Here is a 17,245-nt window from a genome sequence, read left to right as displayed (position 1 = left end):
TAAGGGGTCCAGAACGGGACCTAAACAACCAGTGTTTGTGAGGCGTTTTCACGACTCACGTCAGTCTGGCGCGGCACTGCTGCCACCAACGCCAGTTCGATAATTTCCTGTACGCTACAGCCACGAGAGAGATCATGAAGCGGTGCGGCAAGCCCTTGAATCAACGGACCTACTGCGCGATACCCTCCCAGACGCTGAGCGATTTTGTAGCCAATATTGCCTGCCTCGAGCGATGGGAAGACCATCACATTGGCATTGCCCTTTAACGGACTGGCGGGCGCTTTTTGCGCAGCGACATCCGGAACAAAGGCGGCATCAAATTGCAGTTCTCCGTCCACGGTAAGCTGCGGGGCACGCTCACGAACGATCTCGGTCGCCTGCTGCACGTTAGCGACGTTAGGATGGCGAGCACTGCCATTGCTTGAAAACGACAGCATGGCGACGCGCGGCTCTTCACCAGTGATCGCCTGCCATGTCTGTGCGCTGGCAATCGCAATATCCGCCAACTGTGCGGCGGTGGGCTGCGGTACGACGCTGCAATCGGCAAAGCCTAATGACGGCCCAAGGTACTGCGGCAGCATCAGGAAAATTGACGACAGCGTTTTACAGCCAGGCTGTAGCCCGATAATGCGTAATCCGGCACGCAGCACGTTCGCTGTTGATGAGAGATTGCCGGCAATACAGACGTCAGCTTTACCCGCGCTGACCATTGCAGCGGCGAACATCAGCGGATCGTTGAGTTTTTCCAGCGCATCCGCAGGCGTTTTATCTCCCGCGCGGGCCAGCCAGCGCAGCGCAAACTCTTCGCGCATTGGCTGATTGCTTTGCGGATCGATAACCTGAATACCATCCATTGCCACCCGGTGGCTGAGGGCAAACTGGCGCAGCGCAAACGGACTGGCGACGAGAATGGGATGTGCCAGACCGTGCTGATGCAGGTAATTCGCCGCCTTCAGCACCCGGACATCCAGCGCATCCGGGAACACCACCCGTGCAGGTGAGCGTTGGGCGAGTTGACGAGCACGTTCAATGATCATTGCTTCTCCCCCAGTCGCTGTTGAATTTGGTTAACCGTCAGCGGATGCTTCGCAACGCTCAGAATCATCATCACGTAGACCGTACTGGAAAGGCGATTGAGCGCCTGCATAATGTCCGGTCGCATAACCTCAAAACTGCGAGTGATGAACACCTGGGCCGCCACCGTCTCCGTTTCACGGACTTTGGTACGCAGCAAATTAAGCAGCGCGCAATCACGTCCGTGGCTGGCCTCCGGCACCAGATGGTCGTGGTCCAGATAGCGCAGCGGTTGATGCGAAAGACGGTGTAAATCTTCGTCACTTAAACCCACGACAGCTTGTGCTGCCAGCGGCTCATCCATGGCATCAGCGCGCATAATATTGCCCAGGCGCGAGCGGATATCCGCCAGCCACGGCTGCCACGGTTCTGCCATCTCAATCTGCAACCACACGGCCAGGGCGATGGTGCTGTCCAGCGCGGCGCGAAATCCCAGACGCGGATCGCTTTTGGCGACCATCTTGTCCGCCGTCAGATGCGTCAGGGTGTCCGGTTTCTTCACCACCGGTTGATGACACAGTTCGCAGCTGGCCTGTGGATGTGTATCGCTGCTGGTTAATCCATGCACCGGCTGCGGCTGCTGTTCTTCGTCATCAATAAACAGGCTGCCCTGCTCGTCGATAAACTTAATACGCAGATGTCGGCTTTCCAGTAATTCCCGGGCAGACGGCGTCAGGCGAGCGTCAGCGGGGAGATGAATTTCAGCCCCTTCGCTGAGCGTATGATTCGCTCTGAGCCATGCTTCGGTAATGAAATCCTTCATACATCCGCCTTAGCAGGACTGCCAGTTCGCAGGCCAGGCCACATACAGAAACTTCACCGTCGATGGCGTACCAAATTCGATGCTGGAACCTTTCGGGATAAACATTACGTCCCCGGCTTTTGCAATCATGGTTTCGCCTTCGTGGCGAACGTGCAGCTCGCCTTCCAGAATCATGTCGATTTCGTCGTAGTTCAGCGTCCATGGGAAAAAGGCGTTATCCCACTGCATAAACCCGGCGGCCATACTGCTACCGTCCTGGTCGGTCACCAGATCGGTTAAGCCCACGCAGTGCGGCTGCGCGCCGTCAAAACGACCAAACTTCACGCTGCTGCCGTCGATGACTTTGACGCCGCCTTTGCCGGTTACCGAGTTAAAACTCGGCTGCATTCCGCCCTGTTCCAGCGACTGCTTCTCCTTCATAACTTTGTCCATCAGCTGGGCGACCAGGCTTTCGGTAAACTGCCCTTCCGGTAACTGCGCAATGATGGTTTCGCGAATGCGCTGGCTTTCCGTTTTGCCATCATCAACCGCCGCCGGTACAGCAGCAGTTGGCGCGGATTCATCGCATTCACTGATGGTAACGCCCAGCAGCTCCGCAACTTCGCGCGCCTCCGGGGTGATGATGCTGGCGCGCAGAACAACCGACATTTCCTGTTCGCCGCGTGCGTGGGCCGCACGAATATCATTAGCTGTGATGAGTTTTTTCACCTGCCCTTTCCTCCTTTTGGCTGAGCTCAGTCAGATAATCCACCAGGTGCTGCACGCTGCGCGGGTCATGGCTATTGAGCTCAAAAATCGGCTCCTGAAACCCCATCCCGCGAAGTAGTTGTCGCGTTGCGGCGACGTCGGCATCCGGCATGTCCGTTTTACTGATAACGGCGATTTGTCGTTTACTGGCGCCGATATCCAACAGCCCGGCAGGTAAGCGACTTTCTTTATCATTTGCCGCGTGTATATAAATCAACGTATCGACATCCTGCAGCGTGGTAATTAAGGCGTGATACCAGCGTGGATGGCTGAAATATTCCCCTGGCGTGTCGATATCGCCATTTTCATTAAACTCCACGGCCTGAGTTTTTCGGGCGAGGGAATAATTCCCCTGTAGCGCATTAAAGAGCGTTGTTTTCCCCGCCCCCACCGTACCGACAAACGCAATACGTTTCATCGCCGCCTCTGATTAACTTTTTGTCAGATTGCACAAAGTGAAATTTAATAACCGACCCAGACCGCTTACCGTCTGTAATAACGCTTCCTCTACCGCGCCTACTGAGCCGTAGATAACCAGCGCACCGCTGAATCTATCGAGAAAGCCGATATGTACATCTGCCGCCTTCATGGCTAAATCACCGGCAATCATCGCGGTTTCACCTGGCGTCAGCGTCATGATGCCGATGGCACCCGCTTCGGGAACGCCGATCTTTTTCGCTAATTCCTCGCCGGGGTGCGCAATGAGATGCGCCAGCGTGACCTGTTTCCCCGGCACAAATTCCTGAATAATGCGTTCTTTTTCCATTGCTCACCGCCTCCGCTAAAACTGCCCTCATCGTGGCAATTTTTTGTCAGAGTAAATAACAAAATTCGGCAACCAGGTTTAAAAGGTGAAGTAGATCACTAAGAAAGGGAAAATAAAAAGGCGCGGGAGAAACCCGCGCCGGAAATAAATTAAAGTGAAATTACAGCGGCTGCGTTTGGGCTTCTACAACCGCCAGCGCCACCATATTAACGATACGACGAACAGAGGCGATCGGCGTTAATACGTGAACCGGTTTCGCAACCCCCATCAGCACCGGGCCAACCGTTACGCCTTCAGAACTGGAAACGCGTAGTAAGTTGTAACTAATACGGGCCGCTTCCATATTTGGCATCACCAGAATATTCGCTGAGCCTTTCAACGGACTGTCCGGCATGCGGTCATTACGGATGCTTTCCACCAGCGCGGCGTCGCCGTGCATTTCGCCGTCAATCATCAACTCTGGCGCGCGCGCCTTAATCAGCTCCAGCGCGTCGCGCATTTTGCTGGCCGACGGACAGTTAGAGGAACCAAAGTTGGAGTGCGACAGCAACGCCACCTTCGGTTCGATACCAAAGCGACGCACGGTCTCTGCCGCCATCACGGCGATTTCCGCCAGTTGCTCAGGCGTAGGATCGTCGTTGACGTAGGTATCGGCGATAAAGGTGTTACCGCTTGGCAGCAGCAAGGCGTTCATCGCCCCGGCAGTATGCACGCCGTCGCGATGACCAAATACCTCTTTCACCACGCTGAAGTGCTCATGGTAGTCGCCAATCGTACCGCAGATCATCGCATCCGCTTCGCCGCGCTGTACCATGATTGCGCCGATCACCGTGGTGTTGGCGATCACCGCACGCTGCGCCTGCTCTTGGGTAATCCCACGACGCTTCATAATCTGGTAGTACTCGCTCCAGTACTCTTTAAAGCGCGGATCGGACTCATTGTTGACGATTTCAAAATCGACGCCCGCTTTGATCTGCAGACCCAGTTTCTGGATGCGCATTTCAATAACGCTTGGACGACCGATCAGGATCGGCTTCGCCAGCCCTAACGTGATCAGCTCCTGGGTAGCGTGCAGTACGCGCGCTTCTTCCCCTTCGGTCAGCACCACGCGCTTCGGCGCTTTGCGTGCCAGGGAGAAAATCGGCTTCATGAACAGGTTGGTTTTGTAGACGAACTCGGTCAGCTTATCGATGTAAGCGTCAAAGTCGGCAATCGGACGCGTTGCCACGCCGGAGTCCATCGCCGCTTTCGCTACAGCAGGGGCGATTTTGACGATCAGACGCGGGTCGAACGGTTTCGGAATGATGTATTCCGGGCCGAAGCTCAGGTCCTGATCGCCATAAGCAGAGGCCACCACTTCACTCTGCTCGGCATGCGCCAGCTCAGCAATGGCGTGCACCGCCGCCAGTTTCATCTCTTCGTTGATGGCCGTCGCACCAACGTCCAGCGCACCGCGGAAGATGAACGGGAAGCACAGGACGTTGTTAACCTGGTTCGGGTAGTCTGAACGACCGGTACAGATGATGGCGTCGGAACGCACCTCTTTTGCCAGCGGCGGCAGGATTTCCGGCTCCGGGTTGGCGAGTGCCAGAATCATTGGCGCACGCGCCATCTTCTTAACCATTTCCTGCGTCAGCACTTTCGGGCCCGAGCAGCCGAGGAAAATATCTGCGCCATCAATGACATCATCCAGCGTGCGCTTACCATCATCCACCACCGCGTAAGCCGCTTTGGTTTCCGCCATGTTCGGTTCGCGGTCTTTGTAAATCACGCCTTTGGAGTCACAGACCACAATATTGTGTTTCTGCATACCCAGCGCTACCAGCAGGTTCATACAGGCAATCGCCGCCGCACCTGCACCAGACACCACCATGCGCACGTCAGAGATATTTTTCTCAACCACCCGCAGACCGTTCAGAATTGCGGCAGTACTGATGATTGCCGTACCGTGCTGGTCATCGTGGAAGACCGGAATATTCATGCGTTCGCGCAGTTTTTGCTCAATGTAGAAGCACTCTGGCGCTTTAATATCTTCGAGGTTGATACCGCCAAACGTGGGCTCCAGGGCCGCAACCACATTGATAAACTTATCCGGATCGAGTTCATCGACTTCAATGTCGAACACGTCGATCCCGGCGAATTTCTTAAACAGAACGCCTTTACCTTCCATCACCGGTTTGCCGGCCAACGCGCCAATGTTGCCGAGACCCAGCACCGCTGTGCCGTTGGAAATAACCGCAACCAGGTTGCCGCGCGCGGTGTATTTGTAGGCTGCCAGCGGGTCCTTTTCAATTTCAAGACACGGTGCAGCCACGCCCGGCGAGTAGGCCAGCGCCAGGTCGCGCTGCGTTGCCAGAGGCTTGGTCGGAGAAACCTGGATTTTACCGGGTACCGGAAATTCGTGGAAATCGAGGGCGCTTTGTTTTAACTGGTCATCCATCTTGTTGTTCCTTTCACGTATCTATCAAAAAAGTGGCGCGGGTAACCATTCTACTGAGCCGCACATTATCACCTCAGTCAACGGTACAAACTTTGAAGGTCCCCAAACTCTCACCATTCAAAGAAAGAATTTGTTATCAATTTATAACAACCATGTTACCTGCTTAATCCAGCAATACCATGCTTGTCTGCTATGCTTTTTGCTGACAACGGCCGCAATTTTCCCAAAAGTGTGAATCACAACACGCATCTAACACTTTACTTTTCAAGGAGTATTTCCTATGACCCGTAAAGAGCTTGCCAATGCCATTCGTGCGCTAAGTATGGATGCCGTCCAAAAAGCAAACTCCGGCCACCCTGGAGCACCAATGGGGATGGCCGATATCGCCGAAGTGCTGTGGAACGATTTTCTACGCCATAACCCGGCCGATCCCACCTGGTACGATCGTGACCGGTTTATTCTGTCCAACGGCCACGCCTCAATGCTGCTTTACAGCCTGTTGCATCTTTCCGGTTACGACCTGCCGATCGAAGAATTAAAGAACTTCCGTCAGCTCCATTCGAAAACGCCAGGTCACCCGGAAATTGGCTACACACCGGGCGTGGAAACCACCACCGGACCGCTGGGCCAGGGGTTAGCCAACGCCGTCGGCATGGCCATTGCCGAGCGAACGCTGGCAGCGCAGTTTAACCAGCCAGACCATGAGATTGTTGACCACTTTACCTGGGTCTTTATGGGCGACGGCTGTCTGATGGAGGGTATTTCACACGAGGCTTGTTCGCTGGCGGGCACGTTGGGGCTTGGCAAACTCATCGGCTTCTACGATCACAACGGCATCTCGATTGATGGCGAAACCGACGGCTGGTTTACCGACGATACTGCAAAACGCTTTGAGGCTTATCACTGGCATGTGGTGCACGAGATTGACGGTCATGACCCTGAGGCGGTGAAAAAAGCCATTCAGGAAGCGCAGGCTGTTACCGATAAACCGTCGCTGATTATCTGCCGCACGGTGATTGGTTTTGGCTCACCAAATAAAGCCGGAAAAGAGGAAGCGCACGGCGCTGCGCTGGGCGAAGAAGAGGTGGCGCTGACCCGGCAGAAACTGGGGTGGCATCATCCTGCTTTTGAGATCCCCAAAGAGATTTACCGGGCGTGGGACGCACGCGAGAAAGGCGAAAAAGTGCAACAGGGCTGGAAGGAGAAATTCGCAGCTTACCAACAAGCCTACCCGGAACTGGCGGCAGAGTTTACTCGCCGGATGAGCGGTGGACTGCCGAAGGAGTGGGAGGCAACAACCCAGAAATATATTACCGAGCTGCAGGCTAATCCGGCCAAAATCGCCACCCGTAAGGCCTCGCAAAATACCCTTAACGCCTACGGGCCTATACTGCCTGAGCTGCTTGGCGGATCGGCGGATCTGGCCCCCAGCAACCTGACCATCTGGAAAGGCTCCTCCTCTCTTAAAGAGGATCATGCAGGAAACTACATCCACTACGGCGTGCGTGAATTTGGCATGACCGCGATTGCCAACGGTATCGCGCACCACGGGGGCTTCGTACCGTACACCGCTACGTTCCTGATGTTTGTCGAATATGCCCGTAATGCTGCGCGCATGGCGGCGCTGATGAAAGCCCGACAAATCATGGTTTATACCCACGACTCAATTGGTCTGGGGGAAGATGGTCCTACGCACCAGGCCGTTGAACAGCTCGCCAGCCTGCGTCTGACGCCTAATTTCAGCACCTGGCGACCATGCGATCAGGTTGAGGCGGCGGTAGGCTGGAAGCTGGCAGTCGAACGTCACGACGGGCCAACCGCGCTGATCCTCTCGCGGCAGAATCTGGCGCAAGTTGAGCGCACGCCTGAGCAGGTACAGCAAATTGCCCGCGGCGGCTATGTGCTGAAGGATGGCGGCGGTAAGCCGGATGTTATTTTGATTGCTACCGGTTCAGAAATGGAAATCACGCTACTGGCAGCGGAAAAACTGACCGGCGAAGGTCGTAACGTGCGGGTGGTTTCTCTGCCCTCAACCGATATCTTCGACGCCCAGGATGAGGCGTACCGGGAATCGGTCCTGCCAGCAAACGTCAGCGCGCGTGTGGCGGTAGAAGCAGGGATTGCCGACTACTGGTACAAATATGTCGGGCTGAAAGGGGCAATTGTTGGGATGACGGGTTATGGGGAGTCGGCTCCGGCGGACAAGCTGTTCCCGTTCTTCGGCTTTACGGTAGATAACATCGTCGACAAAGCGCACAAGGTGCTTAACGCGTGATCCACAATGTGGGCCAGGCATCTGGCCCATGCCAGTTATCGCAGCTTGGCTCCTGGGCATAGCGCACCAGGCGAAAACGTTGCCCGTCGTAGCGCCAGCGGGTCTGGATACCGCAATCTGCCAACCCTCGCCCTTTAGCGAGGGTGACCAGCTCCCGCGACTTCTCGTCAAACGTCGCGTTGGTCAGCTCCATATCGCGACTTTCTGCATCCGTTTTAAACGGCAGGTTTAACCGTACCGCGCGTGAAGTCAACGGAGTCGTACGTGAAACCACCCACGCCAGATCGATGGTGTTATACGCCCCGGCCTCACAGCCAATCATCAGCAGCGCTTTATCATCCGTTAGGGCCGTGACGCGCATCTCGCGACGCAGCGGATCGATAGAGCAGCGAATACCGTTGATCCGCCAGTTACCATAGTCCAGCAGTTCACTGCGCTCCTGCTGTGTGAGAGGCGTTGGCGTTGGATTAATGACCGCTACACCTTTCAGCGCGGGGGCCGGAGGTACGCTGAGCGGAGGCTCGTCACCTTTTTCAATCCATGCGGTTTCGCTCCCCACCCGTTTTTGCTGGGCGTCGATAAACAACAACGCGGCTTTTAGCCCGACCAGCGAAAGGTTTTGCGCACCTTTTTGCAGGCTAATCACCTTCGCGTCCTGTACGGTTTGTAAAAATGCGCTGATGGTGGCGGGATCATCGGTCGTCACCTGCCAGGGAGTTATGCGCCAGTGCTCGCCGCTCAGCGAGAGTGGCGCACCATCCAACAGCAGACGCGGCGCAATATCGCCCTCTTTGACGCTGGACGATTCCAGGCCGCCCAGCTCAATACGCAACACGGCATCGGTATGTGCCCCGGCGCTGCGGCTCAAGGTCATGACCAGGCCGTGGTGCTCCCCGGTATTGCGCGCCACGCAAAAATTTTGGTTATTACACGTCACCTGCCAGTCAGAAAACGCCTGTTGCGCGGGCGCAGCCCACAGCAAACGGGCGGGTAGCAACCCGAGCAGGAAAAGGAGAATAACGCGATAGCGCATGGACGGTACAACCCCGAAGTCAAAACACACAGCCTAAGCGGTATCTTCCTTGCGCGACTGATGTGGCTCAATAAGAATCGTCGGATTGGCCGTAATTTTGTAAAGAAATATAAATCCCGCGCATCAGTCCATGAGATGCGATGACTGCAAATAGTTCAGTAATAGCACCGTTTTACCGTCACGGATCTCACCTGTTTTGATCATTTCCAGCGCCTGTGTGAACGGCAGTTCCAGAACTTCAATATCTTCATCTTCCACGCCGCCACCCGCGTTTGCACGCTGGCTGTCACTGTATTGTGCGATGAAGAAGTGGATTATTTCCGTCACACCGCCCGGCGACATGTATAGCTCAAACAGTTTACGTACTTCACCCACTTCAAAGCCGGTCTCTTCAATCGCCTCTTTGCGAATGCACGCTTCCGGTTCGTCGTTATCCAGCAGCCCGGCGCAGGTTTCAATCAGTTGACCGTCTTCGTTACCGTTGACCCATGTCGCAACGCGAAACTGGCGGATGAGCACCACCGTTTTCTTCTCCGGGTTATACAGCAGGATTGTGGCGCCGTTGCCACGATCGTAAACCTCACGTTTGTGACGGATCACCTCTCCATTCTTACGGGTCAGGTCATAAGTGATATTGCGCAGGACGAAGTAGTTATCGGAAAGGACTTTATCTTTGATGAGGGTAATTTTTTGCGACATACCGGCTCCACAGCAAGAAGTGAGAAATAATACTACGCCGTGAAACCGGGTTTGTCTTGGAACAATGTAGGCCTGATAAGCAAAGCGCCATCAGGCATTCATGCGGCACATTGCCGGATGGCAACGCTAACGCGTTTTATCCGGCCTGCTCGCCGATTAATGAGATTTGACTGATTTTACGCCCAGCCAGTCGACGATCCCCTGGGCAGCATGCCGCCCTTCCGCCATAGCCGTCACCACCAGGTCTGCACCGCGTACAGCGTCACCACCGGCAAAGATTTTCGGGTTACTGGTTTGATAACGGTATGCACTTTCAACATCGGCGGCAATGCGCCCCCAGTTATCGACCTTAACGCCATGCGACTCCAGCCACGGCATGCCGTGTGGGTGAAAGCCAAACGCCATGATCACCGCATCTGCGGGCATAACAAACTCACTCCCGGCGATGGGAACCGGGCGACGACGGCCCTGCGCATCAGGTTCGCCAAGTTGGGTTCGTAAGAAACGCACGCCGCTGACTCGCCCATCGGCATGCAGCACCAGCTCAACCGGCTGGACGTTAAACTCGAAGCTTGCCCCCTCTTCCCGGGCGTTCTTCACCTCTTTTTTTGAGCCGGGCATGTTGGCTTCATCACGACGATAGGCGCAGGTCACCTGGCTTGCGCCATGACGCAGGGCGGTTCGCACACAGTCCATTGCCGTATCGCCTCCGCCCAGCACAACCACGTTTAGTCCGGCGGTATCGATAAACGGTTCTTCAGGCAGTTCCTCCAGCCCCATCACCTGCTTGGTGTTGGCAATCAGGAACGGCAGCGCATCATACACGCCAGGCGCATCTTCATTTGGCAGGTCCGCCTTCATGGAACGATAGGTTCCTACGCCCACGAACACGGCATCGTAATCCTCCAGCAGCTTTTCAAGCGCGACATCCTTACCCACTTCACAGTTAAGTTCAAAATGAATGCCCATGGCGCTGAAGATTTCACGGCGACGCGCCAGCAGCGATTTGTCCAGCTTGAAGGCCGGAATACCGAACGTCAGCAAACCGCCAATTTCAGGATGGCGATCGTAAACGGTGGCGCTGACGCCGCTGCGCGCCAGCACATCCGCACAGGCCAGACCCGCCGGACCCGCACCGATGATGGCAACACGCTTGTCCACTTTCTGCACATGGCTTAAGTCCGGTCGCCATCCTTTACTCAGCGCCCGATCGGAGATGTAACGCTCAATATTACCGATGGTGACTGCGCCATGCTCGCTACGCACCGTGCATGCCCCTTCGCAGAGTCGATCCTGCGGGCAAACGCGTCCGGTCACCTCCGGCAGGCAGTTGGTCTGGTGAGAAAGCTCAACCGCCGCGTCGATATTCCCGGCTTTGACCAGTTCAATCCACTGCGGAATGTGGTTATGCAGTGGACAGGTCCATTCGCAGATACTGTGGTCGCCGCATTTCAGGCAGCGAGAGGCTTCGCGCTCCGCCTGTGCCGTACGAAACGGCAGATAGATCTCTTCAAAGCTGGTTTTCCGGGCTTCAATCGCCAGTTTATCCGGTTCACCACGCGCAGGCGTCGCCTGCATTTGCTCACGTTTAGTGATGACATGTGGAACAAAATCGGTAGTGCTGGCATGCCATGGCTGGCTTTCCAGACTTGCGGTACGCAGCCTGCGCGCTTTTGACAGACCGGTAAGCGAATTTTCCGTCACCAGCTGTAACGCCTGCGCCGGACAGTTCTCTACGCAGGCGGGTCCCTGTTCACGCCCCTGGCACAGATCGCATTTGTGCGCGGTAGCTTTCACCTTCCCTTTGGCGACGGGAGTGAGTACGATCTGCATCGTGCCGAAAGGACAGGCAACGACGCACGATTTGCAGCCAATGCACTTTTGTGAGTTCACCTGAACGCTGTCGTTATCATGGCTAATTGCCCCGTTTGGGCAACTTCTGGCGCAGGGTGCATCTTCGCAGTGGTGACAGGTCACCGCGCTGCGCTGCTGCTGATGCTTAATGACGGTAATTCGGGGCTGAAAATGCCGTTGGTCCAGGACATGCTGTTCGCCATTGTGAGCCATGACGCAGGCGACCTCACAGGCATGGCATCCCAGGCACTGCTGGCTATTGACCATAATAAAACGATTCATGGCTTCCTTCTTTTTTGGTTGCAAAAACCTTATTCTTTATAAGAGTGTTATTAACCGACACGGAAGGAAGCGGCAATGTTCATTTGCCCAGGAAGCACAACTATTTATCCAGAACCTGTGGCAGATCAATTTATTTCATCGCATATGAAATTGTGTTTCAGTTACCATCCAGTTTCATGGCGTTTTATTAACATTTATCAAATACACCGCATCGTTCACGCTGTTTTCAGGCGCGACGTGTATTGTGTGAGGATGCACAAGTGACGGTAAAGCGTCCGGTCTCGGCCAGTCTGGCTAAAGCTTTTTTCTACATAGTGCTGCTGTCAATTCTCTCAACGGGTATTGCGCTGCTCACGCTGACCAGCAGCTTGCGAGATGCCGAAGCCATCAACGTTGCTGGCTCGTTGCGCATGCAAAGCTACCGTCTGGGTTACGATCTACAAAGCCAGAGCCCGCAGCTTAACGCCCACCGCCAGCTTTTCCAGCAGGCGCTAAACTCGCCAGCACTACAGAATCTGAACGCGTGGTATGTGCCACAAGCGGTAAAAAGCCGCTATGGACGTCTGCATGCTAACTGGCTGGAAATGAACGCACGCCTGGTCGACGGCGATTTGAAATGGTACCAGGCCAACATCAACAACTACGTCGATCAGATCGATCTCTTCGTGCTGGCGTTGCAGCATTATGCCGAACGCAAAGTGATGCTGGTATTTGGCATCTCGCTGGCGGGCGGGATAGGCATATTCACCCTCGTCTTCTTTACCCTGCGGCGCATTCGCCAGCAGGTGGTGCGTCCGCTGAATAAACTGGTGATGGCCAGTCAGCAAATTGAACACGGTCAGTTTGATATCCCACCGCTGGATACCGGTTTGCCCAATGAACTGGGATTGCTGGGCAAAACGTTTAGCCAGATGTCGAGTGAATTACACAAGCTGTATCGTTCGCTGGAAGCGTCTGTGGCCGAGAAAACTCACGATCTCCACGAAGCCAATCGCCGTCTGGAGGTGTTGTATCAGTGCTCCCAGGCGTTAAATACCAGCCAGATTGACGTGCACTGCTTCCGCCATATTTTACAGATCGTCCGCGAACATGACGCCGCGTATTTCCTTGAACTCACCGTCGGTGATAACTGGCGGATTAGCGAAGGGACTAAAAGCCTCGAGCTGCCGATGCAGATCCTGCCTGTCACCATGCAGGAAACCGTCTACGGCGAACTGCACTGGCAAAGTCCAAACGTCAGTGCTTCTACTCCGCTGCTCAACAGCGTCTCCTCGATGCTGGGACGTGGGTTGTACTTCAACCAGGCGCAAAAACATTTTCAGCAGCTGTTGTTAATGGAGGAGCGAGCGACAATTGCACGCGAGCTGCACGACTCGCTGGCGCAGGTGCTCTCTTATTTACGCATTCAGCTCACGCTGCTGAAGCGTTCAATTCCGGAAGATAACGCCCCGGCGCAAAGCATTATGGCGGATTTCTCTCAGGCGCTGAACGATGCCTACCGTCAGCTACGCGAACTGCTCACCACCTTCCGTCTGACCTTACAGCAGGCAGACTTACCCTCCGCCCTGCATGAAATGTTGGAAACGCTGCAAAATCAAACCTCAGCTAAACTCACACTCGACTGTCGGTTACCCACGCTAGCGTTGGATGCGCAAATGCAGGTGCATCTGTTGCAGATCATCCGTGAAGCGGTGCTGAACGCCATTAAGCATGCGAGTGCGAGCGAAATTGCCGTCAGCTGCGTAACGGCTCCGGACGGCAACCACACGGTTTATATCCGCGATAACGGCATCGGCATTGGCGAGCCGCATGAGCCTACAGGGCACTATGGACTCAATATTATGCGTGAGCGGGCGGAAAGACTAAGCGGCACGTTGACCTTCTCTCAACCTTCCGGAGGGGGAACGTTGGTGAGCATCAGTTTCCGTTCGGCTGAATCAGACAGTGAGCTAACGTAAAGAACCGCAAAGCGCCGTCGAGTCTGGATCCAGGCCTGACGGCGTTGGCACGAAAGGTATGCTGTAAACGGGCATGATAATTTACATTATCTTCTTTTTTTCTCCACGTTTGACCCGTACCTTGCCGCTAAAGTGAAGCAAGCCATACCCATAACGATACGCAGAAACACGAGGTCCTCTTTTAATGGCGAATTTTTTCATCGATCGCCCCATTTTTGCCTGGGTGTTAGCTATCCTGTTGTGCCTGACAGGAGCCCTGGCTATTTTTTCACTGCCCGTTGAGCAATATCCCGATCTGGCACCGCCAAACGTGCGGGTCACCGCCAACTATCCCGGCGCTTCGGCTCAGACTCTGGAAAACACCGTCACCCAGGTTATCGAGCAGAACATGACCGGTCTCGATAACCTGATGTACATGTCATCGCAGAGCAGCGGGACAGGTCAGGCGACGGTTACGTTGAGCTTTGTTGCCGGAACCGATCCTGACGAGGCCGTCCAGCAGGTGCAAAACCAACTGCAATCGGCAATGCGTAAACTGCCGCAGGCGGTACAGGATCAGGGGGTCACGGTGCGTAAGACCGGGGACACCAATATTCTGACTATCGCCTTTGTCTCCACCGATGGCTCAATGGATAAGCAGGACATCGCCGACTATGTCGCCAGTAACATTCAGGATCCGCTTAGCCGTATTAACGGCGTGGGAGATATTGACGCTTACGGCTCACAGTACTCCATGCGTATCTGGCTTGACCCGGCCAAACTGAACAGTTTCCAGATGACCGCTAAAGATGTGACCGACGCTATCGAGTCACAGAATGCGCAGATTGCCGTCGGACAACTTGGCGGTACGCCTTCGGTGGACAAGCAGGCGCTGAACGCGACGATCAACGCCCAGTCGCTACTACAGACTCCGGATGAATTCCGCGCCATTACGCTACGCGTCAACCAGGATGGCTCAGAAGTTAAACTGGGCGATGTGGCGACGGTCGAAATGGGTGCTGAAAAGTATGATTACCTCAGCCGCTTTAATGGAAATCCTGCCTCCGGCCTGGGCGTGAAGCTGGCCTCCGGCGCCAATGAAATGGCGACGGCGGAGCTGGTTATCAACCGTCTGAACGAGCTGTCGCAATATTTTCCGCACGGGCTGGAATATAAGGTGGCATATGAAACCACCTCCTTTGTCAAAGCCTCAATCATTGACGTGGTAAAAACCCTGCTGGAAGCGATCGCGCTGGTATTCCTCGTGATGTACCTATTCCTGCAAAACTTCCGCGCCACGCTGATTCCCACCATCGCCGTTCCCGTCGTCCTGATGGGTACCTTCTCCGTGCTTTACGCCTTTGGCTATAGCGTTAATACCTTGACGATGTTTGCGATGGTGCTGGCGATCGGCCTGCTGGTCGATGACGCCATTGTGGTAGTGGAAAACGTCGAGCGTATTATGAGTGAGGAAGGACTCTCTCCGCGGGAAGCGACACGGAAATCGATGGGGCAAATCCAGGGTGCGCTGGTCGGTATCGCCATGGTGCTGTCAGCGGTGTTTATCCCGATGGCCTTCTTCGGCGGCACTACCGGGGCTATTTACCGTCAGTTCTCGATTACTATCGTCTCCGCTATGGTGCTGTCTGTTCTGGTGGCGATGATCCTGACCCCCGCTCTGTGCGCCACCCTGCTCAAACCGCTGCATAAGGGCGAGCATCACGGACAAACCGGTTTCTTCGGCTGGTTTAACCGGATGTTTAATCGCAACGCCGAGCGCTACGAAAAAGGCGTTGCCAGAATTCTGCACCGCAGTCTGCGCTGGATACTGATCTACGGCCTGCTGCTCGGCGGGATGGTTTTCCTGTTCCTGCGCCTGCCAACCTCCTTCCTGCCGCTGGAAGACCGCGGCATGTTTACCACCTCGGTACAGTTGCCCAGCGGCTCCACGCAGCAGCAAACATTGAAAGTGGTTGAGGAAGTGGAGAAGTATTACTTCACCCATGAGAAAGACAACATTATGTCAGTCTTTTCCACGGTCGGTTCTGGCCCTGGCGGGAACGGTCAAAACGTGGCGCGTATGTTTGTCCGCTTAAAAGACTGGGATGAGCGCGACACCACTACCGGAACCTCTTTCGCCATCATCGAACGTGCGACCAAAGCCTTTAATAAGATTAAAGAAGCCCGCGTCTTCGCCAGCAGCCCTCCGGCTATCAGCGGTCTCGGAAGCTCTGCCGGTTTCGATATGGAGCTGCAGGATCACGCCGGTGCGGGCCATGATGCGTTAATGGCCGCGCGCGACAAACTCATTGAGTTGGCCGGGAAAGACACCTCCCTGACCCGCGTTCGTCATAACGGTCTGGACGACAGCCCGCAGTTGCAAATTGATATCGATCAGCGCAAAGCCCAGGCGCTGGGCGTTTCCATCGACGACATCAACGACACATTGCAAACGGCCTGGGGTTCCAGCTACGTCAATGACTTTATGGACCGGGGCCGTGTGAAGAAGGTTTACGTGCAGGCGGCAGCAAAATATCGCATGCTCCCGGACGACATCAACCTGTGGTACGTACGCAATAACAACGGTGGCATGGTGCCTTTCTCGGCCTTTGCGACTTCACGCTGGGAAACCGGTTCACCACGTCTGGAGCGCTATAACGGCTACTCCGCGGTCGAGATTGTCGGCGAAGCCGCGCCGGGCGTCAGTACCGGTACGGCAATGGACATAATGGAATCGTTGGTGCGCCAGCTGCCGACCGGGTTCGGCCTCGAATGGACGGCGATGTCCTATCAGGAACGGCTGTCGGGTTCTCAGGCCCCCGCCCTGTACGCCATTTCTCTGCTGGTCGTGTTCCTGTGTCTGGCGGCCCTGTATGAAAGCTGGTCGGTACCCTTCTCCGTCATGCTGGTCGTGCCATTGGGGGTTATTGGCGCGCTACTGGCGACCTGGATGCGCGGCCTGGAAAACGACGTTTATTTCCAGGTCGGGTTACTTACCGTTATCGGGCTATCGGCGAAGAACGCAATATTGATTGTTGAATTCGCCAATGAGATGAACGAGAAAGGACACGATCTCCTCGACGCCACGCTCCATGCTTGTCGCCAACGTTTACGCCCAATCCTGATGACCTCACTGGCGTTTATCTTCGGGGTGCTGCCGATGACCATCAGCAGTGGCGCTGGTTCTGGCGGTCAACATGCGGTGGGGACTGGCGTAATGGGCGGGATGATTTCAGCCACAATTCTGGCGATTTACTTCGTTCCCCTGTTCTTTGTGCTGGTGCGCAGACGCTTCCCATTGAAGCCACGCCCAGAATAATCGGACGCAAAAAAGGCGACTTACGTTGAGTCGCCTTTTTTTATCCTTTACAGGAT

The 17,245-nt window shown here is 55.2% G+C and carries 12 protein-coding genes; 3 read left to right on the top strand and 9 right to left on the bottom strand.

Annotation, left to right across the window (positions count from 1 at the left end):
* Window positions 1–20 precede the first annotated feature (20 nt).
* The 6 genes from pta to maeB form a co-directional block, all read right to left on the bottom strand.
* The gene (gene pta, locus OGY71_RS07255; protein WP_032944169.1) at window positions 21–1,037 is read right to left on the bottom strand and encodes a phosphate acetyltransferase; all 1,017 of its coding nucleotides are present in this window, start codon (window positions 1,035–1,037) and stop codon (window positions 21–23) included.
* Window positions 1,034–1,837: an ethanolamine utilization cob(I)yrinic acid a,c-diamide adenosyltransferase EutT gene (gene eutT / locus OGY71_RS07250; protein ID WP_063941691.1), complete on the bottom strand. Its 804-nt coding sequence runs from the start codon at window positions 1,835–1,837 to the stop codon at window positions 1,034–1,036. Before eutT ends, pta begins: the two co-directional genes overlap by 4 nt.
* A 9-nt stretch (window positions 1,838–1,846) precedes the next feature.
* Entirely contained in the window at window positions 1,847–2,545 is a 699-nt protein-coding gene (gene eutQ, locus OGY71_RS07245; protein ID WP_032944171.1) for an ethanolamine utilization acetate kinase EutQ, read from the bottom strand.
* Entirely contained in the window at window positions 2,523–3,002 is a 480-nt protein-coding gene (gene eutP, locus OGY71_RS07240) for an ethanolamine utilization acetate kinase EutP (protein WP_003037998.1), read from the bottom strand. Before eutP ends, eutQ begins: the two co-directional genes overlap by 23 nt.
* Window positions 3,003–3,014: 12 nt before the next feature.
* Window positions 3,015–3,350, bottom strand: a complete 336-nt coding sequence (gene eutS / locus OGY71_RS07235) for an ethanolamine utilization microcompartment protein EutS (RefSeq protein ID WP_003037995.1) — start codon at window positions 3,348–3,350, stop codon at window positions 3,015–3,017.
* Between the two features lie 160 nt (window positions 3,351–3,510).
* Window positions 3,511–5,790, bottom strand: a complete 2,280-nt coding sequence (gene maeB / locus OGY71_RS07230) for an NADP-dependent oxaloacetate-decarboxylating malate dehydrogenase (protein ID WP_003835063.1) — start codon at window positions 5,788–5,790, stop codon at window positions 3,511–3,513.
* A 280-nt stretch (window positions 5,791–6,070) separates the two neighbouring features.
* Here maeB and tkt point away from each other — a divergent pair, with 280 nt between their 5' ends.
* Window positions 6,071–8,065, top strand: coding sequence for a transketolase (tkt, locus tag OGY71_RS07225; RefSeq protein WP_193134289.1), 1,995 nt, complete (start codon window positions 6,071–6,073; stop codon window positions 8,063–8,065).
* Here the strand turns inward: tkt and OGY71_RS07220 are convergent.
* From OGY71_RS07220 to aegA, 3 genes are all read right to left on the bottom strand, one after another.
* The gene (locus OGY71_RS07220; protein ID WP_286613040.1) at window positions 8,055–9,098 is read right to left on the bottom strand and encodes a DUF1176 domain-containing protein; all 1,044 of its coding nucleotides are present in this window, start codon (window positions 9,096–9,098) and stop codon (window positions 8,055–8,057) included. The two genes, tkt and OGY71_RS07220, sit on opposite strands and share 11 nt — an antisense overlap.
* 123 nt (window positions 9,099–9,221) lie before the next feature.
* Window positions 9,222–9,797, bottom strand: coding sequence for a GDP-mannose pyrophosphatase NudK (nudK, locus tag OGY71_RS07215; protein WP_003835070.1), 576 nt, complete (start codon window positions 9,795–9,797; stop codon window positions 9,222–9,224).
* Between the two features lie 156 nt (window positions 9,798–9,953).
* Window positions 9,954–11,933 carry a formate-dependent uric acid utilization protein AegA gene (aegA, locus tag OGY71_RS07210; protein ID WP_197385630.1) on the bottom strand — a complete coding sequence of 660 codons (1,980 nt, stop codon included), beginning with the start codon at window positions 11,931–11,933 and terminating at the stop codon, window positions 9,954–9,956.
* Window positions 11,934–12,193: 260 nt separating this feature from the next.
* Between aegA and narQ the strand changes: the two genes are divergently transcribed.
* The gene (narQ, locus tag OGY71_RS07205) at window positions 12,194–13,891 is read left to right on the top strand and encodes a nitrate/nitrite two-component system sensor histidine kinase NarQ (protein ID WP_003835075.1); all 1,698 of its coding nucleotides are present in this window, start codon (window positions 12,194–12,196) and stop codon (window positions 13,889–13,891) included.
* Window positions 13,892–14,075: 184 nt separating this feature from the next.
* Complete coding sequence (acrD, locus tag OGY71_RS07200; RefSeq protein WP_003835076.1) at window positions 14,076–17,189, top strand: multidrug efflux RND transporter permease AcrD; 3,114 nt, start codon at window positions 14,076–14,078, stop codon at window positions 17,187–17,189.
* The last annotated feature ends 56 nt before the right edge of the window (window positions 17,190–17,245 follow it).

It is taken from the genome of Citrobacter sp. Cpo109 (assembly GCF_030332565.1).
Lineage (GTDB): Bacteria > Pseudomonadota > Gammaproteobacteria > Enterobacterales > Enterobacteriaceae > Citrobacter > Citrobacter portucalensis.
Note: the sequence above shows the minus strand (reverse complement) of the source record. Positions and strands in the feature narration are given on the sequence as shown.

Coding starts and splice junctions, on each gene's coding strand:
- tkt (WP_193134289.1), top strand. CDS start 6,071: ATGACCCGTAAAGAGCTTGCCAATGCCATTCGTGCGCTAAGTATGGAT.
- aegA (WP_197385630.1), bottom strand. CDS start 11,933: ATGAATCGTTTTATTATGGTCAATAGCCAGCAGTGCCTGGGATGCCAT.
- OGY71_RS07220 (WP_286613040.1), bottom strand. CDS start 9,098: ATGCGCTATCGCGTTATTCTCCTTTTCCTGCTCGGGTTGCTACCCGCC.
- acrD (WP_003835076.1), top strand. CDS start 14,076: ATGGCGAATTTTTTCATCGATCGCCCCATTTTTGCCTGGGTGTTAGCT.
- pta (WP_032944169.1), bottom strand. CDS start 1,037: ATGATCATTGAACGTGCTCGTCAACTCGCCCAACGCTCACCTGCACGG.
- eutS (WP_003037995.1), bottom strand. CDS start 3,350: ATGGAAAAAGAACGCATTATTCAGGAATTTGTGCCGGGGAAACAGGTC.
- nudK (WP_003835070.1), bottom strand. CDS start 9,797: ATGTCGCAAAAAATTACCCTCATCAAAGATAAAGTCCTTTCCGATAAC.
- eutT (WP_063941691.1), bottom strand. CDS start 1,837: ATGAAGGATTTCATTACCGAAGCATGGCTCAGAGCGAATCATACGCTC.
- eutP (WP_003037998.1), bottom strand. CDS start 3,002: ATGAAACGTATTGCGTTTGTCGGTACGGTGGGGGCGGGGAAAACAACG.
- maeB (WP_003835063.1), bottom strand. CDS start 5,790: ATGGATGACCAGTTAAAACAAAGCGCCCTCGATTTCCACGAATTTCCG.